This window comes from Streptomyces sp. CB03238 (assembly GCF_002099185.1).
In the GTDB taxonomy this organism is placed as follows: Bacteria; Actinomycetota; Actinomycetes; order Streptomycetales; family Streptomycetaceae; genus Streptomyces.
The window spans coordinates 60,977-87,968 of record NZ_NBCN01000015.1 but is presented as its reverse complement, the minus strand read 5'-3'; the positions used below and the strand labels follow the sequence as shown (position 1 = coordinate 87,968).

The window sequence follows — 26,992 nt, the reverse complement described above, 5'->3', positions numbered from 1 at the left end:
GCGTCAGCTGCGGGCGCGCTGGGTGGCCGCGATGCAGCCGAGGACGATCAGAGCGGTGAGCACGGCGAGGAACGAGAACTGCTCGCCCATGAACAGGACCGCCCACACGAGGGTCATCAGGGGCTGGGCAAGCTGGATCTGGCTCGCCTTGGGCACCCCGATGGCGGCCATACCGCGGTACCACACGACGAACCCGCCGAACTGGGACACGGCGGCGACGTAGGCCATTCCAACGGCCGCCTTGGCGGTCACATGTACCGGCTCCCAGGGCAGGGCGAGGGCCGTCACCAGGGCGGACACCGGCAGAGCGGCGACGACGCCCCAGGCGATGACCTGCCAGCCGGGCAGGTGGGACGCGAGACGGCCGCCCTGGGCGTACCCGGCGGCGCACACCAACAGGGCGCCGAAGAGGTACACATCGCCGAGGGTCGGCAGGCCGTGGCTCTGCTGGAGCGTGAAGCCGACCACGGCGACGGCGCCGAGTATCGCGGCCGTCCAGAACACGCGCGAAGGCCGCCGGCCGGTCAGGGCGGCCGAGATGGTGGCGGTGGCCAGTGGCAGTACGCCGATGACAACGGCCGAGTGCGCGGTGGTAGAGGTCTGCAGGGCGAGCGTGCTCAGCAGGGGGAAGCCGACGACGCAGCCGCCGGCCACGGTGAGCAGGCCGGGCCAGTGCTGCCGCGCGGGCACCGGCACGCGCGCCCCGTACAAGCAGGCTGCGGCGAGCAGGGCCGCCAGCAGACCCCGCACGCCCGTCGCCGTCCAGGGGCCGAAGCCGTCCAGGGCCCACACCGTGGCCGGGAAGCTGAAGGAGAAGGACACCACACCGAGAGCGGCCAGGAGGGTGCCGGTACCGTTGCGGACCGCTATCGCCGAAGAAAGAGTAGCGCTATCTTGTACTGTCATGAATGACAGTAGCAGTGTGGAGCGTTTGTCCGCGACCTTGAGGGACGAGCTGAACCGCTATCCGGAAGGTCAGAAGCTGCCCTCCAGCCGGGCGTTGGTGGCGCGGTACCAGGTGAGTCCCGTGACGGTCTCCCGGGCGATCGCCGCCCTCGCCGCCGAAGGGCTCGTCACCTCCCGTCCCGGTGCCGGGGTGTTCAAGGCGACCGCCCGCCGTGTCGCGGGCGGCGTCGGCGACGTCTCCTGGCAGGAGGTCGCCCTGAGCGCGGACGCGCCGCACGCCGCCGTCCACGCGGGCAGCCGCGGCGCGGGCGCCGCCGGGGTCCTGGCCACGCTCACCACTCCTCCGCCCGAGGTCATCGACCTCAACGGGGGCTACCTGCACGCGGCGCTCCAGCCGGAGCGGGCCCTGGCCGCCGCCCTGGCCCGGGCCGGCCGCCGGCCCGGCACCTGGTCCCGCCCCCCGGTGGAGGGTCTGGCCGAGCTGCGGGACTGGTTCGCCCGCGACATCGGCGGGCCGGGCGGCTCGCTCGACGCCTCGGACATCCTGATCACCGCCGGGGCCCAGAGCGCGCTCACCACCGCCCTGCGGGCCCTGACGACTCCCGGCTCCCCCGTCCTGGTCGAATCGCCCACCTATCCCGGCATGCTCGCCATCGCCCGCGCCGCCGGGCTGCGGCCCGTCCCGGTGCCGGTCGATGCGGACGGTGTACGCACCGACCTGCTGGCCGAGGCGTTCGAGGCCACCCGGGCCCGGGTGTTCGTCTGCCAGCCGCTGTTCCACAACCCCACCGGGACCGTCCTGTCCCCACCGCGGCGCGCCGCGGTGCTCAGAATCGCCCGGGCCGCGGGCGCCTTCGTCGTCGAGGACGACTTCGCCCGCCGCCTGGTGCACGCCGACTCCCCGCCCCTGCCACTGCCGCTGGCCGCCGACGACCCGGACGGCGTCGTCGTCCATGTGCGCTCGCTCACCAAAGCCGCCTCCCCCAGCCTGCGGATCGGCGCCCTGTCCGCCCGCGGTCCGGTGCTGGAGCGGCTGCGTGCGATCCAGGTCGTCGACAGCTTCTTCGTCCCCCGCCCACTGCAGGAGACCGCCCTGGAACTGGTCGGCTCCCCCGCCTGGGCCAGCCACCTGCGGGCGCTCGCCGGTGCCTTGCGCGACCGCCGAACCACCCTGCTCGCCGCACTGAGCAGCGCGCTGCCCACTCTGCTGCCGCACCAGCCACCGCGCGGTGGATACCACCTGTGGCTGCGGCTGCCCGACGGAACCGACGAGTCCGCCATCACCGCGGCCGCCCTGCGCCACGGCGTGGCCGTCACTGCCGGAAGCCCCTACTTCACCGCCGAGGCACCCGCCCCCCACCTGCGGGTCAGCTATGTCAGCACCCCGGGCACCGCACAACTGGAGGAAGGCATCCACCGACTCCGCCAGGCCCTCCCGGCGGCGGCGTAAGCCGGGGGGCGCTTCCGTCGCTCACGGCCTGCGGTTCGGCAAGTGGACGGCCGCCTCCAGGGTGTGCGTCGCGAAAGTGAAGTTGACCGCGATAACACTCGACTCCGATCCGCTGGGTCTGGCGGCCTTCTACCAGCAGGCCACCGGCCTTGAACCCCACCCACGATCAGACGCCGACTTCGCCGCTCTGACCCGTGAGGACGGATTCTTCGTCGGCTTCCAACGGGTCGACGACTACCGGGCTGCCGGGACCCCGGCTCCTGGAACTGGGCGCGGGCAAGCCGGATCACCAGCGGGCTCAGAACAGGTGGCGCGTCTTCACCGATCCGGCCGGGCACCCCTTCTGCGTGGTCAGAGGCAAAGAAGCCGAGCCGGGCCAGGGACATGCCGGCCCGCGTCGGACCTTCGGCATAACCCGGCTACCGCCTCGCTCCCCGAACGCTCAGATCGGCGCCGCCCTCGTCGCCCCCACCGTGCTGCGGCGCACCGGCCCACCGGACCGGCAACTCGGTGCGTCGGCACGGCTGTTGAGCTCCCTGGAAAGCGTCCGGAGCGCAAGATGGCGCGGTGCAGCGCGGAGTGCACGCGCACCCTTCGCAGAGGCCAGCCGGCCGATAGAGTCGGTCACCATCCCCGATCTCCGCGAGGCAGTCACACGGATGCGACATTCGGCAGTAGGTATCGACATCGGCGGCACCAAGCTCCTCATGTACGCGCGGATCCACGGGGACGATGACCCCCTCATCCGCCGCGTCACCACCGGTCCCGACGCCACCCAGGACGAGATCGGTACCGCGATCGCAAAGTTCCTCACCGAAAACGATCTGGCCCCCGCCGCCGTCGGCATCGCCGTTCCCGGACTGGTCGAGAACGGCCGCGTCGCCGTCTGCGACGTCCTGCCCGCCCTGAACGGCTGGCCCGGCCCCACCGGTCTGGGCGTCCCCCACCTCCTGGTCAACGACATCCGGGCCGCCCTCGCCCGGGAGGCCGAAGGGCTCCACAGCGCCTCGACCCTCGTGGTGATGCTCTCCGGCACCGCCATCGGCTCCGCCTGTCTCCACCGGGGCCGGGTGGTCCGCGGCTCCCGGGGGTGGGCGGGCGAAGTCGGGAGCATGCCGGTACCGACCGCCCACGGCATCAAGCGCCTCGACGAACTCGCGGGCGGAGCCGCGATCGTACGCTCCACCGGTCTCCGCCCGGACCAGGTGCACGCCGCACTCGCCGCCGACGACGCAGGCGTCCGGGACATCGTCAACGCGGCCGGAGAATCCTTCGGGCTGGCCATCGCCACGCTGGTGAACATCCTCAACCCCGACGCCCTCCACACCGCCGGCGGCACCCTCGACTACCCCGGCTACTGGACCACCGCCCTCGCGACCGCCCGCGCCCACACCCTGCCGGAGCTGTGGAACGCCTGCAGCGTCGCCCGGGTCCACAACCCCGCCCTGGTCGTTGCCCAGGGTGCCCTGCGCCTGGCCGAAGCCGCCGCAGCCAAGGAGGACTGGATCGCCCAGTACGTCTGACCGTCCCTTCAGCGGCAAGGCGCGTCCGACCAGCACCAGCACCAGCAGCGGCTGGTGGACCCAACGGTCGAGGAGTCCGCAGCCCCGCAGGCGTGGTCACTCGCTGACCAGGCCCCGCAGGTCGGTGATCCGGTACCCGCGGGACTCGAGGGCCTCGATGATCCGTGGCAGCGCCTCGGCGTCGAGGACCGGGCCCTGGCCGTCCGGAGCCCCGATGTGCATCTGCAGGATCGCGCCGGGCCGCAGGGCATCCACGGCCCGCCGTACCGCCTTGTCCGCCGTCATCCCTCCGGCAGCGCCGAGGTATCCGTTGGTGTCGGTGGTGAACTCGATGTCGGCGAAACCCAAGTCGTTGACGTCCGCGATGTGCTGCTCGGTCGTCTCCCCGTACGGGAAGCGGAAGAACGGCAGCGGCACCGCTCCGGACGCCGCCCGGATCGCCCGGTCCGCGGTCAGTACCTCACTCGCCCGCTCGGACGCGGTCAGGTCCGCGAAATAGGGGTGGCTGTAGGAGTGGTTGCCCAGGCCGTACCCGGCCGCCGTAATGCGGCGGACCGCCTCCGGACAGCGGTCGGCGAAGTCACCCGTGAGGAAGAACGTCGCCGGCGCCTTGTGGCGGCCCAGGACGGCCAGCACCGTATCCAGTCCCCGGTCGTTCCACGCCGCGTTGAACGTCAGCGCGACCACCCGCTGCTCGGTCCGGATCGTACGGTTCTCCGACCCGAACAGCGCCCGCAACCGTGTCTCGTCCCACCGCTGCGTGGCCACCGCCGCCCGATGGACCTGCGCACGTCCCACCGGAGCCACGATGGTGCCCAGCACCACCGCAGCCACCACCACCGCGGCCTTCGAAGGAAGCTTCACACCACCACCATCGGCGCAATCCCGCTCCCACTTGAAGGCCGGCCACCTCTCATCCTGGACGCCGACGTCCTGGCCGGGGCGAGGCAGATGCGGCAACGGTTATCAGGGGGAGGGCCCGACCGCCGCAGGGGAATCCAGCGCGGAAGCACTTCACCCCCACGGCCTCACCAGGCCGAGTGCGGAGCTCACAGGCGGACGCGGGCCGCCACGGGCAGGTGGTCGCTGCCGGTCTCGGGCAGCGACCAGACGTGGGTGAGGAACGCCCCGCGGGCCAGGGCGTGGTCGATCCGGGCCACCGGCAGAGCCGCCGGCCAGCTGAACGCCAGGCCGGTACGCGGTCCGCTCAGGCGCGACGTCACCGGGGCGAGGCCACGGTCGTCGACCGTACCGTTCAGGTCTCCCAGCAGGACGACCCGATCCAGTGGTTCGGCGGCGAGGGCATGCGCGAGCAGGGCGGCGCTCTCGTCACGGCGCGTCGAGCGGAAGCCGCTGAACCCTATGCGTACGGACGGCAGATGAGCCACGTACACGGCAACCGGGCCACGCGGAGTGGACACCGTCGCGCGCAGGGACCGCAGCCATTGCGTCCCCACGCCGCGGGGCCGGATGTCCACCGGCCCGGTTCCGGACAGAGGATGTTTCGACCAGAGGCCGACCGTGCCGGCGGTGACGTGATGGGGGTAATCGGCCGCCAGAGCAGCGGACACGGCGGGCAGGGCGGAGGGCGTCAGTTCCTCCAGCGCGACGAGGTCGGCACGGGCGTCGAGCAGGGCCCGCGCCGTACCCGCTGGGTCGGGATTGCCGTCGTCGACATTGTGCTGGACGACTGTCAGGTCGTACGCCGCCTCGGGCCGGACGAGCAGCGGCCTGCCGAACACGGCGAGCCAGACCACCATCAGCACCAGGGCCGCGACGACACCGAGCGGGTTGCGGCGCAGCAGGCCAAGACCCAGCAGTACGGGTGCGAGGAGCCCGAGCCACGGCAGAAACGTCTCCACAAGGCTCCCGAGGCGACCGGGCACGTTCGGGATCACGTCCGGGAAGAGCAACAGGCCCGCGGTGACCGCGGCCGCGGCCGCCGTACGCATACCTTGCGGGCGTATGCGCCCCATGTTCGCCGCCATGCCACTGCCACTCCCCCGCTGCCGGCTCGCCCGGTACGTAGTCGTCCGGGCGCCCCGTGTGCTCCTGGTTCGTGCCAATGACGCTCTCCGGGCCCCGACCGGTTCCTCGACCCTCATCGGCGGTGCAGTCGCGCGACACCACCTCGACGCCATCACCGTGGGCCGACCGCGCGAACCCCGGCGCGCGGCCGTTGGTGTGAACACCGTTCCGTTGCCCGGGTGGAGTGATCCCGCACGACTCCGGGGTGTGGTTACGGTGGTCTCCTCCCACTATCAGATGGTCGAGTCGTCGGCCGACGGCGGGGCGGTACGCCATGCCCCGATCAAGGAGAGGCGCCATGAGCAGCAACGCGGAAACCGGTGAGACCACGGGCACCAAGGACAAGGACTACAACCTCATCTGGTACGTCGAGGCCTGCCTGAGCAACGCTCTGCGGCTGGAGACCTACATCAAGGACGCCGAGCGGGAGCAGGACACGGAAGTCGTCGAGCTGTTTCGCAAGGCGCAGTCGGACAGCCGCAAGGGCGCGGAACTCGGCAAGCAGCTGCTGCGCAACCGGCTGAACGGCTGATCCCCACGGCGGCGCCGCGTCGGGCGCGGAACGCGCGGGCACAGCGACCTGCCGCCGATCTCGTTCCCGGCGCCGGCAGTCGGACACCCGGAGCCTGTCACATCGGTGCGGAGTTCAGCCGGGAGCGCGGTGCCACTACGTACCACGGTCCATGGTATGTGAGCAGCACGGTCCAGAGCAGGCGAGGGGAATCGACCTGCTGGCCCGCCGCGCTCATCCGCCCGCCGGTCGCAGTCTCGATCATGGAGGGCGGCACGGCGAACTCACGCACGCGCGGCCAGAAGGAAAGGCGGGAATCCCTGTTCGCGGTCCGAGTGAGCATCAGCACTCACCTTGCGCGGACGGGACCCCAATCTCTGAGCAGAATGAGTTGTCATCGCGGCGATCATGTAGCGCGTCACGGCGAGCTGTCAGGTGCCCGGGGTGAACAGTGACCTGCTGACGGGCAGGTCACTGTGCATCACGTGCCGGGTCGGGCAGCGCGGTCAGAGGCCGAGGGCCTGGGACGCCAGGCTGGTTCCCCGTACGCGTGCCTCGATCTTGGCGAAGGCGAGGTCACGTGAGGTGCTGGAGTCGTCGGCGAACGGCGAGAAGCCGCAGTCGTCGCAGGTGCCCAACTGGTCGACCGGGATGTACCGGGCCGCGAGCAGCACCCGGTCGCGTACTTCTTCGGCGGTCTCGACGGAGGTGGAGATCGGGTCGGTCACCCCGACGAACACCCGGATGCCCGGCCGCAGTTGCTTGGAAATGATGCTCAGCACGCGCTCGGGGTCGGGCTCGCTGGCCAGCTGAACATAGAAGTTGCCGACCTTCAGCCGGAAGAGCTTGGGCAGCAGGTCGGCGTAGTCGGTGTCCAGGCTGTGGGTGGAGTCCTGGTCCCCACCCGGGCAGGTGTGCACGCCCAGGCGGGCCTGCTCGTCCTCGCCGAACCGGCCGAGCACCTCGTTGTTGAGGGCGATGAAGTCGTCCAGCACACTCCCGGACGGATCCAGCTTGAGGGACAGCCGGCCTTCCGTGAAGTCGAGTTGGACGCGGTACGCGCCCGCCTCCAGGCAGCCGCGGATGTCGCCCTCGGCCTCGTCGGCGAGATCCCGCAGGAACACCTCGCGCGAGTAGCCGTCGATGGACTCGCTCGGGTAGAGCAGGCTGAGGGCGGACGGTGCGATCACCGCCTGCTTGACGGGCCGGGCGGTGTGACGCCGGGCGTCGCGCAGGTAGGTCTCCGCACGGACCTGGTAGCGGAAGGGCCCTGCGGTCAGCCGGGGCAGCTGGCGGGTGTGGCCGTCGGCGAAGGGGATGACGGCGCCGTCCGGGTCGAGGGTGGTGAGTCCCGAGAGGGGGTACGTGGCGAAGCTCGGCTTGGCCTGCTCCCCGTCGACCAGGACGGCACAGCCCAACGTTTCCAGCCTGGACAGGGTGTCGGCCGTCGCCTGCTCTTGAAGCCTGCTCAGTTCTTCGTCGCTCAGCCGCCCTTGCGCGTACTCGACGAGGGCCGCCTGCAAAGAGCGCGGCCGGGGGATGCTGCCGATGGGCTCGGTGGGGATGCTCATGGTGGGGACCGTAGGAAGCACGGTCGGCCCACGCAACAAGGCGCGGAGGGCGCCCGCGGCGCGTACGAGCGGGATCGGTGCTGCATGATCCCGAATCCCGCGGATCACCGGCCGTTGCCAGGGGAATACGGAGCCTCGCATGCGATCGGAGGGGGTCCGCCCCGCATGGGACGCCTGTCGAGATTTCACTGGATGAGTGCCGGGAAAGGCATGGGGTTGACTTGTGGGATCAGCCTTCCGGCGCGCGAATCGGCACACCATCCTCGGTGGCCGGCGACGATCCGCCCGGTCACCGGGCGGTGGTGGGATACATCGGGGTGTCGGCGGACCCTGGACAGGGCGATCGGCCGTGCACCACCTGCGCGCCCAGCTCCACGAGCCGCCACCGCTGGTGATCCCACACGACGCCGAGCGTCAGGGAGTCAGGCGCGGCAGGACGCGGCGGGCGTTGGTGGTGGTGAGGGAGCGCCAGGTGGTGGCCGGTGAGGGGGCGGGGGCGGCGTCGAGGCTCCGGACGTGATGCTCGACGCCGGCGGCCGGGGTCCAGACGTGGTCGCTGCCGTAGAGGAGCCGGTCGGGGTCGGCCAGGCTCAGCAGGGCGGGGAGTTGGCGGGGCAGGGCGGGGCCGGCGAGGTCGTAGTAGAGGCGGCGCAGTTGCCCGACCGCGTCCGGGGCGTCGGTGCCGGCGGGCATGAACATCTTCATGAAGCCGTTGATGCGGTCGGCGAGGACCGGCAGCGCGCCGCCGCAGTGCGGGACGATGATTTTCAGGTCGGGGTGGCGCTCCAGGGTGCCGGACATGAGCAGGTCGGTGACCGTGCGGGCGGTGTCGAAGACGAACTCGATCATCGGCCGGGGCCGCCCGAGCGCGGACTGCTCCCAGCAGACCGGCGATGTGGGGTGCAGGAAGACCACGGCCCTTCGGCGGTCGAGTTCGGCCCAGACCGGTTCGAGGGACGGGTTTCCCAGGTAGGTGCCGTGGGTGTTGGTCTCCAGGACCACGCCGTCGGCGTCCAGGGTGTCGAAGGCGTACGCGATCTCGTCGAGGGAGCCGTCGACGTCGGGCAGCGGCAGGGAGGCGAACAGGCCGAAGCGGCCAGGGTGTTCGCGTACCGCCTCCGCGCCGTCCTCGTTGACCTCGCGGGCGAGGCGGCGGGCAGCGGTGTGGTCGCCGAAGTGCACACCGGGCGACGAGACGGACAGCATGGCGGTGTCGATTCCACAGCGGTCCATCAGCTCGATGTGGGCCGTGGCGGACCAGGAGGGCCATGCGGGAACGCCGTCGGGCATGCGGTGGCCGGCTTCCTTGGCCCGGCGTACGTAGGACTCGGTGACGAAGTGGGCGTGGACGTCGACGAGGCCGACGTCCTCGGTGCTGGTCATGGGTGGCTTCTTTCCGGCGGGGGCAATGGAGGGTCGAGTGGCGGTCAGTTCCCGGTGCGCCATTCGTGGCCGGGCAGGAAGGTCACGTCGTACTGCTGCGGCACGGTGCGGAACTTCTCCGGTGCGGGGACGTACGGCTCGCGCGGCAGGGTGAGTTCCTCGGTGGGGGTGCCGAGGTTCTCGAAGAACCGCTCGAAGGTGCCGCCGGGGCCCGCGGCCACGCCGACGACCCGGCTGTGGTGGCGCTCGATGCGGTAGGCGTGCGCGCAGTTCTTCGGTACGAAGCCGAAGTCGCCCGGCGTGAGCAGCTTTTCGTGCTGTTCGCCCTCCAGGTCCTCGACGAACAGCCGCACCGCGCCGTCGGTGACGTAGAAGACCTCGTAGGTGTCGGGGTGGGAGTGGGCCGGGATGAGGTCGCCCTTGGGGCCCTCGACGGTGAAGAAGTTGAACATGTTCTCGGTCTGCTCGCCGCCGGCGTAGACGGTGACGAGGTCGCCGAACAGGTGGGCGCGGTCGCCGAGGCCCTTTTCTATGAAGTACGGCTTGCCCGGCTCGGCCGGGATGCGGGAGCGGGTGCGGTACTGGGTGGTGAACTCGATGGTCATCGGGGCTCCATTCGGTGCGTGGTTACGGAGTGGTGGAGATCTCGCCGTGGCCGCGCCGGGGGCGTACCAGGCACAGCAGCGTCAGGACGGCCAGGGCCAGGGAGACGAGCATGATCGTGGCCATCGGCAGGGAACTGCTCTCGCCGAAGGCGCCGACCAGTGGGGAGGCGATGGCCCCGCACAGGAACTGCAGTCCGCCCAGGAGCGCGGACGCCGCTCCTGGGGCGGTGCGGCCGATGTTCTGGCCGAGGCTCATCGTCGCCGGGAAGATCATGCCGATGCCGCACATGACCACGAAGAGGGTGATCCAGGTCCCGGTGAAGCTCTCGCCGAGGAGCGCGGTGACCAGGACTTGGGCGAGTGTGCCGGTGGCGGCCACGGCGACGCTGAGACTGAGCAGTACGTTCAGCCGGATGTGGCGGGCCAGCCTGGCGAAGGCCGTGCCGGCGAGCAGCATGCCGAGGGCGTTCACCGCGAAGATCAGTGAGTACATGCCGGCGGAGACGTGGTGGACCCGCTCGAAGACGAAGCTGGAACCGCTGATGTAGGCGAACAGCGCCGCCGACGAGAAGCCGAGCACCAGGACGTACCCCATGAAGGGGCGGTTGCGGGTGAGGCGGCCCATCGCGCGGAACGTGCCGGACAGCCCTCCGCCGTGGCGGCGCTCCGGCGGCAGCGACTCGGGCACCTTGAGCAGCACGCCGACCAGCAGCAGGACGCCGATGAGGCACAGGACCCAGAAGACGGCCCGCCAGGTGGACACCGCGAGGACCGCGCCGCCGAGGACGGGCGCGGCGACGGGTGCCACGCCCAGGATCTGGGAGAGCACCGCGAAGTAGCGGGGGATGTCCGGGCCGTGGAAGCGGTCGGTGATCACCGCTCGGGCCAGCACCATGCCCACGGCACCGGCGGCTCCCTGGAGGAACCGGGCGGCCATGAGGGCGTAGGCGTTGGGCGCCAGGGCGCAGACCAGCGAGAACAGGATGAAACCCGCGCTGCCGCCGATGAGCAGCCGGCGCCTGCCGAGACTGTCACTGAGGGGGCCGAGGAGGATCTGACCGGCGACCATGCCGGCCAGGAAGGCGGTCATCGTGAGCTGGATGGTGGCGCTGCTCGTGTGCAGCGCGGCGCCCATGGCGGGGAAACCCGGTACGTACATGTCGGTCGCGAACGGGGCGACCGCCGTCAGTGAGCCGAGGACGAGGAGCAGGCCGGTGACCCGCTCCTTGGGCCTGGGTGGGACGGCGGCGCGCCGGCGGCTCCGGGTGTCGACCTGGGCAGGATGACTGCTTACCATGGAGACAAGATAACAAGTAGTTCACCAGTTTACAAAGTAGGTTCCTGTGCTTCCGTCCGTCCCCACCGCCGCTGAACAGTGGGCGGCCCGCCATCCCGGCCTGGACACGTCTCCCATGGAGATCGTGGCGCTCCTCAAGCGGGTCATGGCCCTGCGCGACCGGGCGGTCGAACCGCTCTACGAGGGTGCGCCGCTGACCCTGCCCGAGGTCGACCTCCTGGTCCCGCTGCGCCACCTCGACCAGCCGGTGACCGCCAGCCGCATCGCCGACCTGCGCAAGCTGTCCCGGGCGGCCATCAGCAAGGCCCTGACCAAACTGGAGAAGCGCGGCCTCATCGCCCGCACGGCCAACCCCGCCGACCGCCGGGCCTCCCTGGTGGCGCTCACGGAGGAGGGAAAGGCCGCCGTGGACGCCCTGTTCCCCCATCAACTGGCCATCGAGGCCCGGCTGCTGGCCGGTCTCGGCGAGGGGCGGGGTCAGGTGCTGGACGCCCTGAACCTCCTCGCGGACACCATGGAACGCGGCCTGGCCGGACCGGCGTCCGCTGACGGCGGCGAGGACTGACGAAGGCCTCATCAGAGGCCGGGCGCGGCAGTTCGAACGGTCGGCGCGGCGTCCAGCACAGGCGGCCCGGACGGCGTCGGCGAGGGCGTGGTGGCGCCGTACGCCGCCCTTCCCGCCGGGCACCTCGGCGGGAAGGGCGAGCAGCCGTGCGCTCCGGGCGAAGCACTGGCCGGCGATCGGGTCGACGGCGTCGACCCGGGCCCAGGCCCAGGCCCAGGCCCGGGCCCAGATGGACGGGTACGGCTCGCGCACTTCGCGTGGGTGGCGGTGGACCGCACCACGTCCGCCCGCACCGTGAAGTCCGGCGCCCGCCGACCGGGGCCGGTCGTGCGCGCCAACCCCTCGTCCCGCGCGGGTCATTGACCGCGGCTCAGTCGAGCCCTACGTTGAACCACCATACGGCACGTTTGATTCGCATCACGGAACCTAGGGGGTTCTCGTGGCACTCCTTCCTGCTGTTTCTTCCCTCAGCGACTTCCAGCTCGACCAGCGCTCGGTCCTCATCACCGGCGCGACCGGCGCGCTCGGCAGCGCCGCGGCGCGCGCCCTGCACGCGTTGGGCGCTCATCTGACCCTCGCCGGTGGCAACACCGACAGGCTGAACGCACTCGCCGCCGAGCTGGACGGACCCGGCCGCGTCGTGACGGTCGGGCGCCGGCCGGACGGACCGGCGGACGCCGAGGCGATCGTGGACGCCGCTGTCGAGGCGTACGGCGACGTGCACGGCCTGCTCGTCGCCTCCGGCATGAACCACGTCGCGCCCATCACCGAGATGACGGTGGAGGACTTCGACGCCGTGCAATCGGCGAACGTGCGCGGCTCGTGGCTGATGTGCCGGGCGGTGGGGCGGCACATCCTCGGCCGCGGCGGTGGGGGCAGCGTGGTGCTGGTGTCGTCCACCCGGGGCAGGCTCGGCCACGCCGCCGGATACTCCGCCTACTGCCCCTCCAAGGCCGCGGTCGACCTGCTCGGGCGCACGCTGGCCGCCGAGTGGGGCGGTGCCGGGATCCGGGTGAACGTCCTGGCTCCCACGCTGTTCCGCTCGGAGCTGACCGCCTGGATGTACGAGGACGACGAGAAGGCCACCGCGACCCGAGACGCCATCCTCGCCCGCATCCCGCTCGGCCGCCTGGCCGAACCGGCCGACTTCTCCGGGGCGTTGGTCTACCTGCTCAGCGACGCCTCGGCGTTCGTCACCGGACAGGTGCTGTACCTCGACGGCGGGTACACCGCATGCTGACCGTCGCCGTCGTCGGCGCGGGCCTGATGGGTCACGGCATCGCGGAGGTGTTCGCGGCCGCGGGCCATCCGGTACGGCTGCACGACCTTGACTCCGGCGCCCTGCACCGCGCGGTGGACGCCCTGGGGGGCACCGACGGCGCCGTCGACGGCAGCACCGACCTGGCCACCGCCGTCACGGGCGCCGATCTCGTCGTCGAGGCCGTCGCCGAGCACCTGGAGGTGAAGCGGGACCTGTTCGCGCGCCTGGACCGCCTGCTGCCTCATGCGCTGCTGGCCACCAACACCTCCGTCCTGCCGGTGAGCGGCATCGCCGAGCGCACCGCCCGCCCCGAACGGGTGGTGGGCACCCACTGGTGGAATCCACCCGGCCTGATACCCGTCGTCGAGGTGGTCCGCGGCAGCCACACCAGCGAGCGGACGATGACGCGCACCACCGCTCTGCTCACCTCCCTCGGCAAGCTGCCGGTACGCGTCGAGCGCGACGTACCGGGGTTCGTCGGCAACCGTCTGCAGCACGCGCTGTGGCGCGAGGCGATCGCACTCGTCGCCGACGGAGTGTGCAGCGCGGAAACCGTCGAGACGGTGGTGCGCAACACCATCGGCCTGCGCCTGGGCGCCATGGGCCCACTGGAGAACGCCGATTACGTCGGCCTCGACCTCACCCTCGCCATCCACGACGCCGTCCTGCCCGCCCTGAACCGCTCCCCCGCCCCCTCGCCCCTGCTGCGCGACCTCGTGGCCGCGGGCGACCTGGGCGCCAAGAGCGGCCGCGGCTTCCTCACCTGGCCCGACGGCAGCCGCGACCGGGCGGCCAGCCGGCTCGCCCGGCACGTCGCCCAGCAGCTCACGTCCCGTGCGGACGACACCCCGTCCGACAACCGACCCACGAAAGGCTGACACCATGAACGACACCTCCTTCACCTGGCCCCTGGGCGCGGCCGAGCAGGGCCTGGAGTTCTACGACCTCTCCCACCCGTGGGGGCACGGCACGCCCTGCTGGCCGTACTTCGAGGACGTGCGGATCGAGCGCCTGCACAGCATGTCCAAGTCCCGCGTCCTGACCCAGCGGATCACCACGGTCATGCACTCGGGCACTCACATCGACGCCCCCGGCCACGTCGTGGAGAACACCCCGCTGCTCGACGAGATCCCGCTCAGCTCCTTCTTCGGCACCGGCGTGGTGGTGTCGATACCGAAGAAGAAGTGGGAGGTGGTCACCGCCGCCGACCTGGAGGCCGCCACCCCCGAGATACGCCCCGGCGACATCGTCGTCGTGAACACCGGCTGGCACCACACCTACGGTGACAACAGCGACTACTACGCCTACTCCCCCGGCTTCTACAAGGAGGCCGGAGAGTGGTTCGCCGCCAAGGGCGTCAAGGCCGTCGGCACCGACACCCAGGCCCTGGACCACCCGCTGGCCACCGCCATCGGCCCGCACGGTCCGGGCGCCCCGAACGGCCTGCTGCCGTGGGCCTGCGAGGAGTACGAGGCCGAGACCGGACGCGCGGTGCTGGACGACTTCCCCGAGTGGGAGCCGTGCCACCGGGCCATCCTGTCCCAGGGCATCATCGGCTTCGAGAACGTCGGCGGCGACCTGGACAAGGTCACCGGCAAGCGCGTCACCTTCGCCGCCTTCCCCTGGCGCTGGAAGGGCGGTGACGGCTGCATCGTGCGCCTGGTCGCCATCGTCGACCCGGCCGGCGCGTACCGGATCGAGACGGGGGAACGCGGATGAGCCCGATGCGCGTCACAGCTCTCGATCAGGCCCCGCCGTACCGGCCGCCAGCGCACCACGGTGTCGGCGCGCTGCGGTTGCAGGGCCATGAGGCCGGGCCGACCACGCGGTTCTGGACGGGGCTGTCCTACTACCTGCCGGGCGGGGTGGCGCAGGCGGCGCCCACGGTGGAGGAGACGGTGTACGTCGTCCTCGACGGCGAGCTGGTGGTCACCGCCGGCGGCCGGGAGGCGACGCTGCGGCGGTACGACTCGGTCCACCTGAGCAAGGGTGAGACCCGTTCGGTGGAGAACCGGTCCAACGTGCCCGCCACCCTGCTGGTCACCATCGCGCTGCCGCCCGGGGAGGGCTGACATGGGCGTCGTCATCACCGTGGCGCCCACCGGCCCGATCGCCACCAAGGCCGACAACCCGCACCTGCCGACGGCTCCGGAGGAGATCGCCGAGGCCGTGGTCGCCGCGTACCGGGCGGGAGCGTCGGTCGCCCACCTCCACCTGCGCGACGAGCACCAGCGGCCGACCGCCGACCCGGACATCGCGCGGCGCGCGATGGATCTGATCGCCGAACGCTGCCCGGTCCTGATCCAGCTGTCCACGGGGGTCGGGCTGGACGTGCCGTTCGAGGAGCGGGAGCGGCTGGTGGAGCTGCGGCCCCGGATGGCCACGCTCAACCCCTGCTCGATGAGTTTCGGCGACGGCGAGTTCCGCAATCCGCCCGGCAAGGTGCGGCGTCTGGCGGCCCGGATGCGGGAGCTGGACGTCAAACCGGAACTGGAGATCTACGACACGGGTCACCTGGAGGCGTGCCTCCGGCTGTGGGAGGAAGACCTGCTCACCGAGCCGCTGCAGTTCTCCGTCGTCCTCGGCGTCCGGGGCGGCATGGCCGCGACCGCCGACAATCTCCTCACCATGGTGCGCCGGCTGCCCCCGGCCGCGGTGTGGCAGGTCGTCGCGATCGGCCGGCACAACCTGCCGCTCACCGCCATGGGTCTGGCTCTGGGCGGGAACGCCCGCGCCGGGCTGGAGGACACCCTGCACCTGCGCAAGGGGGAACTCGCGCCCGGCAACCGGCCGTTGGTCGAGCGCGCGGTCGCCCTCGCCCGGGACCTCGACCTGGCCGTCGCCGGAGTGGAGGAGACGGAGCGGCTCCTCGGTCTGCCGGGCCGGTAGCCGCACGTTCGCCCCCGTACGGCAGTCTGTCCGGGACACGACGTGAGAAGGGGGCACATGCCATGACGGCGGTCGACGAGCAGACGCGGGCGGGACGCGGCACCACGGGCGGCATCCAGGTCATCGCCCGGGCGGCGGAGGTGCTGCGTCTCCTCCAGGCGGCTCCGTCCGGGCTGACGCAGGCGGAGGTCGTCGAGCGGATCGGTCTGGCCAAGTCCACCGTCCACCGGATTCTCGGCGCGCTGGAGGCGGAGGGGCTGGTGACCCTGGCGGGCAACCGCGGGCGGTACCGGCTGGGTCCGGAGGTCCGCCGTATGGCCGCTTCCGTACGGTCCGCCCTGGTCGTCGACCTCCGTCCGTACCTGGAGGAACTTGCCCGGGAACTGCGGGAGACCGTCGACCTGTCGGTCCTGGAGAACCACCAGGTGGTCTTCGTCGACCAGGTCGTCTCCGACCAACGGCTGCGCGCGGTCAGTGCGGTGGGCGCCGGCTTCCCCCCGCACTGCTGCGCGCCGGGCAAGGCCATGCTGGCCGCCCTCCCGGTGACGGCGCTCGAGGACGCCGTACCGAACCGGCTCACCGCCGAGACACCGCACACCCTCACCACTCGCTCCGCACTGCGCCGCGACCTCGACGGCGTCCGCCGCACGGGCGTCGCCCTCGACCGCGAGGAGCACACGCTCGGCATCTGCGCCGTCGGCGTCGCGGTCCGCACGGCCGCCTGGGGGGTCGCGGCCATCAGCGTCCCCACTCCCACCCAGCGCTTCGCAGGCCGGGAGCCGGCGATCGCCGATGCCCTGCTGCGCGCCAGGGACCTGATCGAAAGGGACTTCGGCCCCGTGGAGCCGGCGCCGTAGGTCCCCTTGTCAGTCGCCCACCAGGGCGTCGACGACGGCCCGTGCGACCCGGGCCGTCCGCTCGGCCGTCCAGAAGGCCGGGTCCTCGACGGTGGAGATGAAGTAGCCGCGGGTCAGCAGGGAGAGGACGTCGGCGGCCAGGTCCGCGTCAGGCGCTCCCGCCGCGATGGCGGCGTCGACGAACTCCTGCCGTGACTCGCGCGCCTCGTCCCGGTCGACCCCGTTGGGGTCGGTGTGCGTCGAGGAGAGCATCTCGACCCAGAGCGTACGCAGCAGCAGGTCGTCGGGCTCGGTGCTGAGGTTCCACTCCACCATGGCCCGCAGGCGTTCCTTGCCCTGCAGATCGCCCACGCGCGCTTCCAGGTCGGCGCGCCAGCGGGATTCGGCGGCGTGGACGGCGTTGGTGATCAGCGCTATGCGGGTGGGCACGTAGTTGGTGACCATCGCCGTGGAGCCGCCCAGTTCCTTGGCGACGGCGCGGATGGTGACCGCGCGGGCTCCGTCACGGGCGGCAACGGCAAGGGTGGCCCGGGCGATTTCCTTGCGGCGCTGGACTTCGTCGACGTCGATCGGCATGAGGGCAACCTAGCTCAGTGGGGTTGACGGTGCGGACACTCAGATGCAACGTTGTTATATCACGTTGTTTTCTCAGCGTTTCTTCTCTGTGGAGGGCCCATGAGCCTTGCCGTCGAGCGCGTCACCCCCCAGCCCGTCCCCCCGCAGGCGCAGCAGCACATGGTGCGCATGCGGGACGGAGTGCTGCTGGCCACCGACGTCTACGGCGCCCGCCCCGACCCCGCCCCGACCGTGCTCGTCCGCCTGCCGTACGACAAGAACAGCCGTTACGTCTTCTTCGAGAAGGTGGCGGAGCGGTTCACGGCACGCGGTTACGTGATGGTGGTCCAGGACGTCCGGGGCAAGTTCCGCTCGCAGGGCGAGACTCTGGGCTGGACCGGCGAGGTGGACGACGGGTACGACACCATCGAGTGGGTGACGCACCAGCCGTGGTCCAACGGCCTCGTGGGCATGTTCGGCGACTCGTACTACGGCTTCACCCAGTGGTCGGCGGTCGCCGGCCAGCACCCCGCCCTCCGGGCGATCGTGCCCCGGGTGACCTGCACCAGCAACGGCCCCGGAGTGGCGAGTTACGACACCGGGGCCGGCCGGCAGCCGCTGTGGCTGGAGGGCGCCGACTACCAGGCGCACCACTGGATCGACAACGACAGCTACGAGTACGAGGCCGACCTCACCACGCGTCCGCTGATCGCCGCGTACGAACAGGCCTTCGCGGCCATCGGCAAGCGGTCGGCGGGCTTCGACCTGATCGTCGGCGGCATCCCGCTGCCCCCGTACAACGGACCGCACCCCTACGACGCCCGTCCGGTACCGGTGCTGCACTGCGTGGGCTGGTTCGACAACCTCGGCATCGCCCACATGCGCGACTACACCGAACTGGCCCGGCGCCCCGGCTGGTCGGCGGTGCAGTACCTGGTCGCCGACACGACGGACCACGAGAACTACTTCCTCGAGAACGCCCCGGTGACCCCGGGCACCGACCACATGGCCGACGAGGCCGCTCTCGACACCATGCTGGACTCCTACACCGGTCCCGCGCTGGAGTTCTTCGACGTCTTCCTCGAGGGCAGCGCCCGGCCCGAGTCGCTGCCGCGGGTGCGGTGGAAGCTCGGGCACGTCGGCTGGCGTACGGCGACGGCCTGGCCGCCGCCGGAGGCGACGCCGGTCGACCTGTACCTGGGGGAACCGGCAGCGGCGACCGGCCCGGTGCCGGGCGGGCGCCTCGACGCCGCGCCGTCATCGGGCAAGGGATCCGTGGAATGGCGGTACGACCCGGACGACCTCGTACCCTCCGCCACCGAGAACACCTTCATGCTGCTGCGCGACCACCCGGACGAGCGCCCCACGGCCGACCGGGACGACGTCCTGGTCTTCACCGGCCCGGCGTCCGGCACGCCGCTCGACCTCGCCGGGCCCGTGCACGCGGTGCTCCACGTCGACAGCACCGCGCCCACGTTCGATGTATTCGTCAGGCTCCTCGACCTCGCCCCGGACGGCACCGCACGGCTGATCGTCCGGGGCTGTGCGCAGATGGACACGGCCGACGGCGCGGGCGAGGCGGAGATCGCGCTGGGCCACACCGGCTACCGGCTGCGCCCGGGCCACCGGCTCGCGCTGATGATCACCAGCAGCGACTTCCCCAACCACCTGCCCAACTCCGGCTCCACCGAGAACCCGTGGCTGACCGTCACCCCCAAGGCGAGCCTCCAGACGCTGCGCACCGGCCGCGCCCACCCCTCACGCCTGCGCCTCACCGTCCTGCCCGACAGCGCCACCGGGGGTGACCGGCCATGACACTCCGGTTCGTCGCCACCCGGCTGGGCACGCTCGTGGTGACCGTCCTCGCCTCCAGCCTGGCCATCTACGGCGCCATGTTCCTCACCCCCGGCGACCCCGCCACGCTGCTCGTCGGCGGCAGCCGCAACCCCGACCCGGAGGTGCTGGAGCAGATCCACCGCGAGTACCACCTGGACGATCCGTTCCTCGCGGGCTACTGGCACTGGCTGAGCAGCTTCGTCCAGGGTGACTTCGGCAAGTCCCTGGTCTACCGCGACTCCGTCGCGGGCCTCATAGGCGACCGCGTGGGCGACACCGTCGCGCTGGTGGCGTACGCCTCCGTGCTGGTCCTCCTCGCCGGCACGCTCATCGGCACGGTCGCCGCACTGCGCGGCGGGCGGACCGAGACGCTGGCCACGACGCTCACGGCGGGCGCGATGGCGGTGCCGACGTTCATCATGTCGGTCCTGCTCATCTGGGTGTTCGCCGTCCAGCTGCCATGGTTCCCGGTGTACGGCTCCGGCGAGGGCTTCACCGGCACCCTGTCGCACCTGACACTGCCCGCGCTCGCGCTGGCGGTGACGTGGATCGGTTACGTCGCCCAGGTGACCCGGACGGCGGTGCGCGCGGAGATGCGCTCGGAGCATGTGGAGACCGCCCGCAGCCGGGGCGTACCCGAACGGACCGTCATCAGACGGCACGTACTGCACAACGCGTCCGGCCCCGTGTGCGCGGTGTCCGGCGTGGGCATCGCGGGCCTCATCGCCACCGCCGCCGTCGCCGAGCAGGCGTTCGGGACCGGCGGTCTGGGCGCCCTCATGATCGAGGCGGCGTCGAAGCAGGACATGGCCGTGGTTCAGGCCGTGTCCCTGATCTTCGTGGTCGTGTTCGTCGTCATCAACACCGTCGTCGACCTGGTCAGCGCGGCGCTCGATCCCCGGGCGGCCGCGCGGAAGGGTGCCTCATGAGCATCGCCTTGCTGAGCCGTACCCCGCGCGCCAAGGCCGCGGCCGGGCGCCCGCGCGACCGTGTGACGCTCGCCGCCGGCGGTGTGGTGGCCCTGTTCGTCCTGCTGGCCGCGCTGGGCCCGCTGGTCGCCCCGTACGACCCCAACGCCGTCGACCCGCTGGGCGTCAACGCCGGGCCCTCCGGGGCGCACCTGCTGGGCACGGACGACACCGGACGCGACATCCTGTCCAGGCTCATCTGCGGTACGCGTTCCAGCCTGGCGGCCCCGGCGCTGGTGATCCTGATCTCCACCACGCTCGGCACGCTGCTCGCGCTGACCGCCGCCTGGGCCGGGGGGTGGCTCGACCGGTTCGTCTCCGGCGCCCTGGACGTCGTGTTCGGGTTCCCCGGCCTGATCATGGCGGTGCTCGCCGCCGCCGTCTTCGGAGCCGGGCTCACCGCCCCGGTGGTGGCGCTGTCGATCGCGTACCTCCCGCTGATCACCCGGGTGGTGCGGTCGGCCGCGCTCAAGGAACGCAACCTGCCGTACGTCTCGGCGCTCCAGCTCCTCGGGGCGCCCACCGCCCGCATCTGGCTGCGGCACCTGCTGCCGAACCTGCTGCCCCTCGTTCTCGTCCAGGCCACCATCGGCTTCGGGTACGCCCTCCTCGACGTGGCCGCCATCTCGTTCCTGGGGCTGGGCAGCCAGCCGCCGGACCCGGAGTGGGGACTGATGGTGGCCAACGGGGCCCCCTCGATCCTCGCCGGCCAACCGCAGCAGTCGCTGTACGCGGGTCTCGTCATCCTCGTGGTGGTGGTCGCGTTCAACCTGCTGGGAACCGGGCTGTCCCGACGCCTGCTCGGAGTAAACGCATGACATCCTCCCCCCTGCTGCACATCGAGGGACTCAGCCTCGAACTGCCCCTGGACGGAACGCTGAAGACCGTCGTCCACCGCGCGGACCTGAGCATCGCCGAAGGCCGGGCCGTCGCCCTGGTCGGCGAGTCGGGATCGGGCAAGTCCCTGACGGCCCGTTCGATTCTGCGCCTGCTGCCCCAGGGCGCCCGGATGCGCGGCGAGCTGCTGTTCGCCGGCGAGTCCGTGCCCGGCATGTCCCGGGAACGGCTGCGTACGTTCCGTGCCGGCGACGTCGCCATGGTGTTCCAGGACCCACGGGCGCACATCAACCCGGCCCGTAGCGTCGGCGACTTCCTGGTGGAGGGGCTGACGACCGCTCGCGGTGTTCACGCCGCCGAGGCCGTCGCCAAGGTGGCCGGGATCCTGCGGGAGGTCGGTATCGGCGACGCCGAACGGCGCATGAGGCAGCGGCCGCACGAGCTGTCGGGCGGCCTGCTGCAACGCGTCATGATCGCCGCCGCGCTGGCCGCCGAACCCCGGCTGCTGCTCGCCGACGAGCCGACCACCGCGCTGGACGTGACGACGCAGGAGGAGGTGATGGCCATCATCGGCGAGGCCCGGGAAGCGCGCGGGCTCGCCATGCTGTTCATCACGCACGACCTGGAACTGGCCGCCGCCGTGTGCGACCGGGTCGTGGTGATGTACGCGGGTTCGACGGTCGAGGAACTCCCGGCCGGCCTGCTGCGGTCGCGGGCCGGTCACCCGTACACGCGCGCCCTGCTCGCGTCCCGCCCGGCGGTCGGCGACACCGGCGCCGAGCTGCGGGCCATCGCGGGCAGACCGCTGTCCGGGTTCGAGGTTCCACCGGGGTGCGCCTTCAGCGACCGGTGTCCCGGTGCGCGGGAGCTGTGCCGCAGCGAGCGGCCCGAACCGCGTTCCTCGGGCGAGTCCACGGCGGCCTGCCACTTCCCCCACACGCACTCGCCCGAGGAGGCCGGCACGCATGCTTGAGGTAACGAACCTGCGCAAGGTGTTCGGCGGCTTCGTCGCCGTCGACGACGTCACTTTCCACCTTCCCGAGCAGGGATCACTGGCGGTCGTCGGCGAGTCGGGATCGGGCAAGACGACCACCGCTCGCATGATCGCCGGGCTGGAGGCGCCCAGTGGGGGGCGGATCGTGGTCGCCGGGAGCGAGCGTCGGCCGGGACGCGTCCGGCGGGGTGAGCGGCGTGCCCGGGGCCGACAGATCCAGATGGTCTTCCAGGACCCCTACTCCTCGCTCGACCGGCGCCAACGGGTGTGCGACGCGGTCGCGGAGGCCGTCGTGCTGCACCAGCCGCTGCGGGGCGAGGCTCTGCGGGCCCGGGTCACGGAACTGTTCGACATGGTGGGCCTGGACGAGCGGCAGGCCGCGTCCCTGCCCAAGGCCCTCTCGGGCGGCCAGCGCCAACGCGTCGCCATCGCCCGCGCGCTGGCCGCCGAACCGCGGGTGCTGATCCTCGACGAGGCGATCGCCGCACTGGACGTGTCGATCCAGGCCCAGATCCTGGGCCTGCTCGCCCGCATCCGGGCGACCACGGGGACGTCCCTGCTGTTCATCACCCACGACCTCGGCGCCGTCCGGCACATCAGCGACGAAGTCCTGGTCATGCGGGCCGGGAAGGTCGTCGAGTACGGCCCGGTCGCGGACGTCCTGGACCACCCGCGGGACGCGTACACGCGCCGCCTGATCGACTCCATCCCCAAGCCGGGCTGGAAACCGCGCAGGGGGGCGCAGCAGGCCGCGGCCTGACGCACGACGAGGGCGCTTGTCCGGGCACAGGGGGCCGGACAAGCGCCCTCGTCGTGCGTCAGGCGTACAGCTCGCGGGCGGAGGGTGACGACCGTACGGCGTACGCCGGTTCGTGTGAGCGGGCTGACCGGGTGTGCGGTGGTGTCGCTGCGCAGCAGGTACGCGTCGCCCGGTCGGTGGTGGACCGCACGGGCCGAGGGGGCGTCGAGGTCGCGCGGTGACGCGGCGTGGGGCGCGTGTTCCAGGAGACCGCCGTCGTCCGGTGCGTCGGGTGCTTCGAGGAAGAGCACCAGGGCGTACGGGTAGTCGTCGGTGTGGGCGCCATGGGGGTCGCCCCGGCGGTGCAGGATGCTGGGCACGTGCCGCTCGACCGGTTCGGGCACGCCGGCCATCTCGTCCCCGGTGCGTGCGGACAGCAGAGCGCGCAGTTCCTCGTCGGCGTACGCCTCCGGAATGAGCCGGGATTCCCGCTGGATCACCTGGCCGCCGAGGGTCGTCATATGGCGCGGCGATCCGTCCATGCACATCATGGCGAAGCCGCGGCGACGCGCGATCCTCTCCAGTCGCGCCGCTTCCTCGCGCAGGTCGGCCGGTCCTCGCGGGCTGAGCAGGCCGCGCAGGGGGCGCATACCCGTCGGCCGGGAATCGTCGCCGGGCCCGCTCCGAGGCCGATGCCGATGTACGGGGGATCACGAACATGGGGTGTGCGTCCCCAAGGGGGCACCTCCCCATGCCCGGGCCGTGCGAGCAGGCCGGCAGACGCCTTCCGGAGGAACGCGGTCGCGCCCCCTCGCGGGCCCCGAGGGCCGGCGAGGGGGCGCGTACGCGTGCCGCAGCCGGTGCCCCGGCTCAGGCGGCGCCGGACGGCGCCAGTGGCGGCCGGGTGCGCTCGGCGCGGGCCTCGATCGCCGTGGCCGCGTGGAGCAGCAGGTTCTCGCGGTACCGTCCGCCGATCAGCTGTACGCCGGACGGGAGCCCGTCCCGGAGGCCGGTCGGTACCGAGATCGCCGGGAAGCCGAGCACCGGGACGGCCTGCATGGGCCACTGCGCGGCGAGCAGTTCGCGTACGCGGGCGTCGCCGGCCAGGTCCGCGTCCTGTTCGAACGGGGGCTCGGCCGACACGGGCGTCAGCAGGATCCGGTCGTCGCCGAGGTACTGCTGGAGCCGGGTGATGAGGGTGCCGCGCCGCGCGTAGCCCTTGATGTACGCCTCCAGCGTGGGCCGCTCGCCCCAGTGCTCGGTGGCCGCGGCGAACGACGAGGCGAGCGAGAGCCGCACCGTGTCGTCGCCGAAGCGTTCGATCTCCGGCATCATCGTGCGCAGCTCCTCGTAGAGCAGCAGCGACCACAGCCGCGCGGCCTCGCCGAGCAGCGGCAGCTCGACCTCCTCCACCTCGTAGCCGGCTTCGCCGAGCCAGGCGGCCGCGCTGTCGATGGCCGCCTCCACGGCCGGGTGCGGCTTGGCCAGTCCGGCGTCGCGGACGACGGCGACCTTCACCGGGCGCGGCTCGCCGAGCGGCGGGCGCACCGGGAGGCCGACCGGGTCCTGGAGGTCGGGGGTCACCATGGCGTGCAGGCCCAGTCGGACATCGTCGACCGTCCAGCCCAGCGGTCCGTGCACCGCCATGGTCTGGAAGGAGAGGGGGGCGTCGAACTCCCCTCCCTGGGCCGGCTCGGTGGCGGAGACGAGGCCCACCGTGGGCCGGAGGCCGACGGCGCCGCAGCAGTAGGCCGGGAACCGGATGGAACCGCCGATGTCGTTGCCCTGGGCGATGGGCACCATCCCGGACGCGACCGCGGCGGCGGCGCCGCCGGAGGACCCGCCGGGGGTGTGGGCGCTGCTCCACGGGTTGAGCGTCCTGCCGTGCAGGTCGTTGCCGGTGAACCACCGTACGGCGAAGGCGGGGCTGTTGCTGCGGCCCATGAGGTTCGCGCCCGCCCGGCGCAGGGCGGCGACGCACGCCGCGTCGTCCCCGGCGACGGCGCCGGCCCATTCCGGGATGCCGTGGGAGCTGGCGTATCCGCGCTGCGAGGTGTTGATCTTGATGGAGACCGGTACGCCGTGCAGCGGTTCCAGCGGCTCACCGGCGGCGACCTTCGCGTCCGCCGCCGCGGCCTGGGCGAGTGCCTCCTCCGGGCGGATGTCCACGAGGGCGTTGACGGCCGGGTTGGTCTCGTCGATCCGCTGGAGGAACGCCCGCGCGACCTCGGTGGCGGAGAAGGCCTTGCCGCGGATGCCGGCTGCCAGTTCGGCGGCGGAGTGGTCCCACAGCGGCTTCTCGCCCGGGCTGCTGGTGCTCATCGTCGTCTCCTGAGGGGTGAGGGGTGCGCGGGTCACTTCGCGGTGCCGCCGAGGTACGCGGCCCACGGCATGCCCATGTAGGCGAAGGAGGTGGGCGCGCCGCTGATGCGCTTGTTCATGTACATCCGTTCGTGGGTGGCGGCGAGGTAGATCACCGGGACGGTGGGGGTGAAGAGGGCCTGGGCTTCGCCGAAGGCCTTGGCCGAGACCTGGGGGTCGGAGGACGTACGGGCCTGCTGGAGGAGCCGGGTCACGGCGGGGTTGTCGTAGCCGGTCCAGTTGAACAATCCGCGCGGGGTGACCATTTCCGCCACGTACGCCGCGGGGTCGGGCATGCCGACGTACCCGAAGGTGAGGATCAGGTCGATGCCCTGCCGGATGGAGGGGTCGTAGAAGAGCGAGGACATCTCGGTGGGCTGCAGCAGCCGGAGCTGTATGTCGACCCCGAGCTTCTTGGCGGCGGCCTGGAGGAACGTGAGCGTCTGCAGTCCCTTCTGGTCACCCGCCGGGATCGCCGCCACCAGGGGCCGTGACACGGGGCCGACCTGGTCCATCAGTTTCCTGGCCCGCTCCAGGTCGGGCTCGGGTGCGGCCGGCAGTGCCGCGTAGGCGGCGTCGTACCGGTCGGCCGCCTTGTCGCCGCGCCAGGTGAGGGGCGGGACGAGCGACTTCAGGGGCGTGGCGTCGCCGCCGAACACGTTCTTGATCAGTGCGGTCCGGTCCAGGGAGAGCGACAGGGCGTCCAGGAGCCGGCGGTCCGCGGCGGGGGACTTGGCGCTGCCCGGCACCAGCAGGACGTTCTGGGTGGACGGGCCGAGGTAGGTGTCGCCGTTGCTGGCCCTGGCGAGCGCGGTGGCGCTGCTGGGCGGCAGTTCGTAGGTGCCGTCCACTTCGCCGGAGAGGAGGGCGCTGGTCAGTGTGTTGCTGTTGGTGATGAAGGTGAAGACAAGCTTGCCGACCTTGGGCTTGAGCCGGGCGTCCCAGTAGGCGTCGTTGCGTTCGAGGGTGATGCTGTGGCCGGACTTCCAGGAGGCCAGCTTGAACGGCCCGGTGCACATGAGTCCGCCCTTGGCGGTGCCGTAGGCGGCGCCCGCCTTCTGGGCGTACGCCTTCCGGCTGACCGCGCCGAAGGACGTCGACAGGGCTTTGGGGAGGGTCTGGTCGTACGTCCTGGTGCGCAGGGTCACCTGGTGCGGGCCGGTGGCCTTGATCGACGTCACCGCGGCGAGGTAGTTCCCGTACAGCGCCTGCGTCTTGGGGTCGGTCTGCCGTTCCAGGCTGTGGATCACGTCCTCGGGCGTCATGCGGGAGCCGTCCCAGAACGTCACGTCCGCCCGGAGGTCGAGCACCAGGGTGCGGTTGTCCGTCCAGGTCACCTTCCGGGCCAGGCCGGGGCTCAGGGAGAAGTCCGCGTTCATCCGCGTCAGTGTGTCGCAGAGGTTCGCTTCGACCGTCTGGGGCGAGTAGTCACCGACCTTCGCGGGGTCCAGGGTGGTGGGCTCGCCGTAGGGCAGTGCCCAGGTGACCCGGTCCACCGCGCCGGTACCGGGCGTTGTGGTGGTGGTGAGCCGAGCGGGGCGGGGCGCGCCGCCGGATCCGTTGGACGTGGAGGTGCAGGACGTCGTGGCCAGCACACCCACGCTGATGAGCACCGTCAGCACCTGTCTTCTTGCAGCCATGGCTGATGCTCCTTGCCGAGGGAGAGGGGAAGGGAGGGGAGCGCTCGCCGTCGAGGCGTGGGGATGGCGGCAAGCCTTCATAAACGAACGTCATATAACGTTGTTGCATGTCACGCTTGCATCCGGCGGGCAAACGCGTCAAGACCCTGAGCCGTCTTCTCGGCAGATCCGGCAGTGCGACACGGCCGGGGGGTGACACAACGGCGCAGAGGCCGG

25 protein-coding genes and 1 pseudogene are annotated in these 26,992 nt (G+C 71.7%); 16 read left to right on the top strand and 10 right to left on the bottom strand.

Translation table 11 applies throughout. The features are described from left to right. Nucleotides 1-3: 3 nt before the first annotated feature. Nucleotides 4-906, bottom strand: coding sequence for a DMT family transporter (locus tag BKD26_RS25995; RefSeq protein WP_084902704.1), 903 nt, complete (start codon nucleotides 904-906; stop codon nucleotides 4-6). Between BKD26_RS25995 and BKD26_RS25990 the strand changes: the two genes are divergently transcribed. From BKD26_RS25990 to BKD26_RS25980, 3 genes and pseudogenes are all read left to right on the top strand, one after another. Beyond that, on the top strand, nucleotides 905-2,356 hold the full coding sequence (locus BKD26_RS25990; RefSeq protein ID WP_084902701.1) for a PLP-dependent aminotransferase family protein: 1,452 nt from the start codon (nucleotides 905-907) through the stop codon (nucleotides 2,354-2,356). The two genes, BKD26_RS25995 and BKD26_RS25990, sit on opposite strands and share 2 nt — an antisense overlap. A 76-nt stretch (nucleotides 2,357-2,432) precedes the next feature. Continuing rightward, a pseudogene (locus tag BKD26_RS41560) lies at nucleotides 2,433-2,712 on the top strand (VOC family protein); the annotation flags it as partial. Between the two features lie 303 nt (nucleotides 2,713-3,015). Next, nucleotides 3,016-3,879: an ROK family protein gene (locus tag BKD26_RS25980; protein WP_084902943.1), complete on the top strand. Its 864-nt coding sequence runs from the start codon at nucleotides 3,016-3,018 to the stop codon at nucleotides 3,877-3,879. A 96-nt stretch (nucleotides 3,880-3,975) separates the two neighbouring features. Here the strand turns inward: BKD26_RS25980 and BKD26_RS25975 are convergent, their stop codons facing one another. Both BKD26_RS25975 and BKD26_RS25970 read right to left on the bottom strand, forming a co-directional pair. After that, nucleotides 3,976-4,743 (bottom strand): polysaccharide deacetylase family protein, encoded by a 768-nt coding sequence (locus tag BKD26_RS25975; RefSeq protein ID WP_241518833.1) that lies wholly within the window; start codon nucleotides 4,741-4,743, stop codon nucleotides 3,976-3,978. Nucleotides 4,744-4,928: 185 nt separating this feature from the next. Then, nucleotides 4,929-5,867 carry an endonuclease/exonuclease/phosphatase family protein gene (locus tag BKD26_RS25970; protein WP_107418000.1) on the bottom strand — a complete coding sequence of 313 codons (939 nt, stop codon included), beginning with the start codon at nucleotides 5,865-5,867 and terminating at the stop codon, nucleotides 4,929-4,931. 338 nt (nucleotides 5,868-6,205) lie between these two features. On the opposite strand from BKD26_RS25970, the gene BKD26_RS25965 reads away from it, so the two are divergent. Then, nucleotides 6,206-6,439 carry a hypothetical protein gene (locus tag BKD26_RS25965; protein WP_084902696.1) on the top strand — a complete coding sequence of 78 codons (234 nt, stop codon included), beginning with the start codon at nucleotides 6,206-6,208 and terminating at the stop codon, nucleotides 6,437-6,439. 485 nt (nucleotides 6,440-6,924) lie between these two features. On the opposite strand, the gene BKD26_RS25955 is transcribed toward BKD26_RS25965, so the two are convergent. From BKD26_RS25955 to BKD26_RS25940, 4 genes are all read right to left on the bottom strand, one after another. Then, nucleotides 6,925-7,989 (bottom strand): cobalamin-independent methionine synthase II family protein, encoded by a 1,065-nt coding sequence (locus BKD26_RS25955; RefSeq protein WP_084902692.1) that lies wholly within the window; start codon nucleotides 7,987-7,989, stop codon nucleotides 6,925-6,927. A 414-nt stretch (nucleotides 7,990-8,403) separates the two neighbouring features. After that, on the bottom strand, nucleotides 8,404-9,372 hold the full coding sequence (locus BKD26_RS25950) for an amidohydrolase family protein (protein ID WP_084902690.1): 969 nt from the start codon (nucleotides 9,370-9,372) through the stop codon (nucleotides 8,404-8,406). Between the two features lie 44 nt (nucleotides 9,373-9,416). Then, complete coding sequence (locus BKD26_RS25945; RefSeq protein ID WP_084902687.1) at nucleotides 9,417-9,977, bottom strand: quercetin 2,3-dioxygenase; 561 nt, start codon at nucleotides 9,975-9,977, stop codon at nucleotides 9,417-9,419. Nucleotides 9,978-9,999: 22 nt separating this feature from the next. Continuing rightward, nucleotides 10,000-11,274: a multidrug effflux MFS transporter gene (locus BKD26_RS25940; protein ID WP_084902685.1), complete on the bottom strand. Its 1,275-nt coding sequence runs from the start codon at nucleotides 11,272-11,274 to the stop codon at nucleotides 10,000-10,002. 46 nt (nucleotides 11,275-11,320) lie between these two features. Here BKD26_RS25940 and BKD26_RS25935 point away from each other — a divergent pair, with 46 nt between their 5' ends. From BKD26_RS25935 to BKD26_RS25900, 7 genes are all read left to right on the top strand, one after another. Then, the gene (locus BKD26_RS25935) at nucleotides 11,321-11,839 is read left to right on the top strand and encodes a MarR family transcriptional regulator (protein ID WP_241518832.1); all 519 of its coding nucleotides are present in this window, start codon (nucleotides 11,321-11,323) and stop codon (nucleotides 11,837-11,839) included. A gap of 439 nt (nucleotides 11,840-12,278) precedes the next feature. Then, nucleotides 12,279-13,079, top strand: a complete 801-nt coding sequence (locus BKD26_RS25925; protein ID WP_084902675.1) for an SDR family oxidoreductase — start codon at nucleotides 12,279-12,281, stop codon at nucleotides 13,077-13,079. Then, complete coding sequence (locus tag BKD26_RS25920) at nucleotides 13,073-13,978, top strand: 3-hydroxyacyl-CoA dehydrogenase family protein (RefSeq protein WP_084902672.1); 906 nt, start codon at nucleotides 13,073-13,075, stop codon at nucleotides 13,976-13,978. The genes BKD26_RS25925 and BKD26_RS25920 overlap by 7 nt, the downstream gene beginning before the upstream one ends. Before the next feature lie 4 nt (nucleotides 13,979-13,982). Further along, nucleotides 13,983-14,819 (top strand): cyclase family protein, encoded by an 837-nt coding sequence (locus BKD26_RS25915; protein WP_084902670.1) that lies wholly within the window; start codon nucleotides 13,983-13,985, stop codon nucleotides 14,817-14,819. Between the two features lie 5 nt (nucleotides 14,820-14,824). After that, nucleotides 14,825-15,172, top strand: a complete 348-nt coding sequence (locus tag BKD26_RS25910) for a cupin domain-containing protein (RefSeq protein WP_084902666.1) — start codon at nucleotides 14,825-14,827, stop codon at nucleotides 15,170-15,172. 1 nt (nucleotide 15,173) lies between these two features. Continuing rightward, nucleotides 15,174-15,989 carry a 3-keto-5-aminohexanoate cleavage protein gene (locus BKD26_RS25905; RefSeq protein WP_084902663.1) on the top strand — a complete coding sequence of 272 codons (816 nt, stop codon included), beginning with the start codon at nucleotides 15,174-15,176 and terminating at the stop codon, nucleotides 15,987-15,989. A 62-nt stretch (nucleotides 15,990-16,051) separates the two neighbouring features. Continuing rightward, nucleotides 16,052-16,846 carry an IclR family transcriptional regulator gene (locus BKD26_RS25900; protein WP_084902659.1) on the top strand — a complete coding sequence of 265 codons (795 nt, stop codon included), beginning with the start codon at nucleotides 16,052-16,054 and terminating at the stop codon, nucleotides 16,844-16,846. A gap of 9 nt (nucleotides 16,847-16,855) precedes the next feature. On the opposite strand, the gene BKD26_RS25895 is transcribed toward BKD26_RS25900, so the two are convergent. Next, on the bottom strand, nucleotides 16,856-17,422 hold the full coding sequence (locus tag BKD26_RS25895) for a TetR family transcriptional regulator C-terminal domain-containing protein (protein ID WP_084902654.1): 567 nt from the start codon (nucleotides 17,420-17,422) through the stop codon (nucleotides 16,856-16,858). Between the two features lie 99 nt (nucleotides 17,423-17,521). On the opposite strand from BKD26_RS25895, the gene BKD26_RS25890 reads away from it, so the two are divergent. From BKD26_RS25890 to BKD26_RS25870, 5 genes are read left to right on the top strand one after another with little or no spacing between them, the layout of a single operon-like run. Then, nucleotides 17,522-19,216 carry a CocE/NonD family hydrolase gene (locus BKD26_RS25890; RefSeq protein WP_084902652.1) on the top strand — a complete coding sequence of 565 codons (1,695 nt, stop codon included), beginning with the start codon at nucleotides 17,522-17,524 and terminating at the stop codon, nucleotides 19,214-19,216. After that, the gene (locus BKD26_RS25885; RefSeq protein WP_084902649.1) at nucleotides 19,213-20,166 is read left to right on the top strand and encodes an ABC transporter permease; all 954 of its coding nucleotides are present in this window, start codon (nucleotides 19,213-19,215) and stop codon (nucleotides 20,164-20,166) included. The genes BKD26_RS25890 and BKD26_RS25885 overlap by 4 nt, the downstream gene beginning before the upstream one ends. After that, nucleotides 20,163-21,023, top strand: coding sequence for an ABC transporter permease (locus BKD26_RS25880; RefSeq protein WP_084902647.1), 861 nt, complete (start codon nucleotides 20,163-20,165; stop codon nucleotides 21,021-21,023). The genes BKD26_RS25885 and BKD26_RS25880 overlap by 4 nt, the downstream gene beginning before the upstream one ends. Next, on the top strand, nucleotides 21,020-22,015 hold the full coding sequence (locus BKD26_RS25875; RefSeq protein ID WP_084902644.1) for an ABC transporter ATP-binding protein: 996 nt from the start codon (nucleotides 21,020-21,022) through the stop codon (nucleotides 22,013-22,015). The genes BKD26_RS25880 and BKD26_RS25875 overlap by 4 nt, the downstream gene beginning before the upstream one ends. Then, nucleotides 22,008-22,796, top strand: coding sequence for an ATP-binding cassette domain-containing protein (locus tag BKD26_RS25870; RefSeq protein WP_084902642.1), 789 nt, complete (start codon nucleotides 22,008-22,010; stop codon nucleotides 22,794-22,796). Before BKD26_RS25875 ends, BKD26_RS25870 begins: the two co-directional genes overlap by 8 nt. An 849-nt stretch (nucleotides 22,797-23,645) precedes the next feature. Here the strand turns inward: BKD26_RS25870 and BKD26_RS25865 are convergent. Then, nucleotides 23,646-25,097 (bottom strand): amidase, encoded by a 1,452-nt coding sequence (locus BKD26_RS25865; RefSeq protein WP_084902639.1) that lies wholly within the window; start codon nucleotides 25,095-25,097, stop codon nucleotides 23,646-23,648. A gap of 32 nt (nucleotides 25,098-25,129) precedes the next feature. Continuing rightward, complete coding sequence (locus BKD26_RS25860; RefSeq protein WP_084902636.1) at nucleotides 25,130-26,776, bottom strand: ABC transporter substrate-binding protein; 1,647 nt, start codon at nucleotides 26,774-26,776, stop codon at nucleotides 25,130-25,132. Between the last annotated feature and the right edge of the window lie 216 nt (nucleotides 26,777-26,992).

Excerpts from the sequence above, each read along its gene's own strand:
- BKD26_RS25990 (WP_084902701.1), top strand. The coding sequence starts at position 905 with ATGAATGACAGTAGCAGTGTGGAGCGTTTGTCCGCGACCTTGAGGGAC.
- BKD26_RS25995 (WP_084902704.1), bottom strand. The coding sequence starts at position 906 with ATGACAGTACAAGATAGCGCTACTCTTTCTTCGGCGATAGCGGTCCGC.
- BKD26_RS25980 (WP_084902943.1), top strand. The coding sequence starts at position 3,016 with ATGCGACATTCGGCAGTAGGTATCGACATCGGCGGCACCAAGCTCCTC.
- BKD26_RS25970 (WP_107418000.1), bottom strand. The coding sequence starts at position 5,867 with ATGGCGGCGAACATGGGGCGCATACGCCCGCAAGGTATGCGTACGGCG.
- BKD26_RS25965 (WP_084902696.1), top strand. The coding sequence starts at position 6,206 with ATGAGCAGCAACGCGGAAACCGGTGAGACCACGGGCACCAAGGACAAG.
- BKD26_RS25955 (WP_084902692.1), bottom strand. The coding sequence starts at position 7,989 with ATGAGCATCCCCACCGAGCCCATCGGCAGCATCCCCCGGCCGCGCTCT.
- BKD26_RS25950 (WP_084902690.1), bottom strand. The coding sequence starts at position 9,372 with ATGACCAGCACCGAGGACGTCGGCCTCGTCGACGTCCACGCCCACTTC.
- BKD26_RS25945 (WP_084902687.1), bottom strand. The coding sequence starts at position 9,977 with ATGACCATCGAGTTCACCACCCAGTACCGCACCCGCTCCCGCATCCCG.
- BKD26_RS25940 (WP_084902685.1), bottom strand. The coding sequence starts at position 11,274 with ATGGTAAGCAGTCATCCTGCCCAGGTCGACACCCGGAGCCGCCGGCGC.
- BKD26_RS25920 (WP_084902672.1), top strand. The coding sequence starts at position 13,073 with ATGCTGACCGTCGCCGTCGTCGGCGCGGGCCTGATGGGTCACGGCATC.
- BKD26_RS25915 (WP_084902670.1), top strand. The coding sequence starts at position 13,983 with ATGAACGACACCTCCTTCACCTGGCCCCTGGGCGCGGCCGAGCAGGGC.
- BKD26_RS25910 (WP_084902666.1), top strand. The coding sequence starts at position 14,825 with ATGCGCGTCACAGCTCTCGATCAGGCCCCGCCGTACCGGCCGCCAGCG.
- BKD26_RS25905 (WP_084902663.1), top strand. The coding sequence starts at position 15,174 with ATGGGCGTCGTCATCACCGTGGCGCCCACCGGCCCGATCGCCACCAAG.
- BKD26_RS25900 (WP_084902659.1), top strand. The coding sequence starts at position 16,052 with ATGACGGCGGTCGACGAGCAGACGCGGGCGGGACGCGGCACCACGGGC.
- BKD26_RS25895 (WP_084902654.1), bottom strand. The coding sequence starts at position 17,422 with ATGCCGATCGACGTCGACGAAGTCCAGCGCCGCAAGGAAATCGCCCGG.
- BKD26_RS25890 (WP_084902652.1), top strand. The coding sequence starts at position 17,522 with ATGAGCCTTGCCGTCGAGCGCGTCACCCCCCAGCCCGTCCCCCCGCAG.
- BKD26_RS25885 (WP_084902649.1), top strand. The coding sequence starts at position 19,213 with ATGACACTCCGGTTCGTCGCCACCCGGCTGGGCACGCTCGTGGTGACC.
- BKD26_RS25880 (WP_084902647.1), top strand. The coding sequence starts at position 20,163 with ATGAGCATCGCCTTGCTGAGCCGTACCCCGCGCGCCAAGGCCGCGGCC.
- BKD26_RS25875 (WP_084902644.1), top strand. The coding sequence starts at position 21,020 with ATGACATCCTCCCCCCTGCTGCACATCGAGGGACTCAGCCTCGAACTG.
- BKD26_RS25870 (WP_084902642.1), top strand. The coding sequence starts at position 22,008 with ATGCTTGAGGTAACGAACCTGCGCAAGGTGTTCGGCGGCTTCGTCGCC.
- BKD26_RS25865 (WP_084902639.1), bottom strand. The coding sequence starts at position 25,097 with ATGAGCACCAGCAGCCCGGGCGAGAAGCCGCTGTGGGACCACTCCGCC.
- BKD26_RS25860 (WP_084902636.1), bottom strand. The coding sequence starts at position 26,776 with ATGGCTGCAAGAAGACAGGTGCTGACGGTGCTCATCAGCGTGGGTGTG.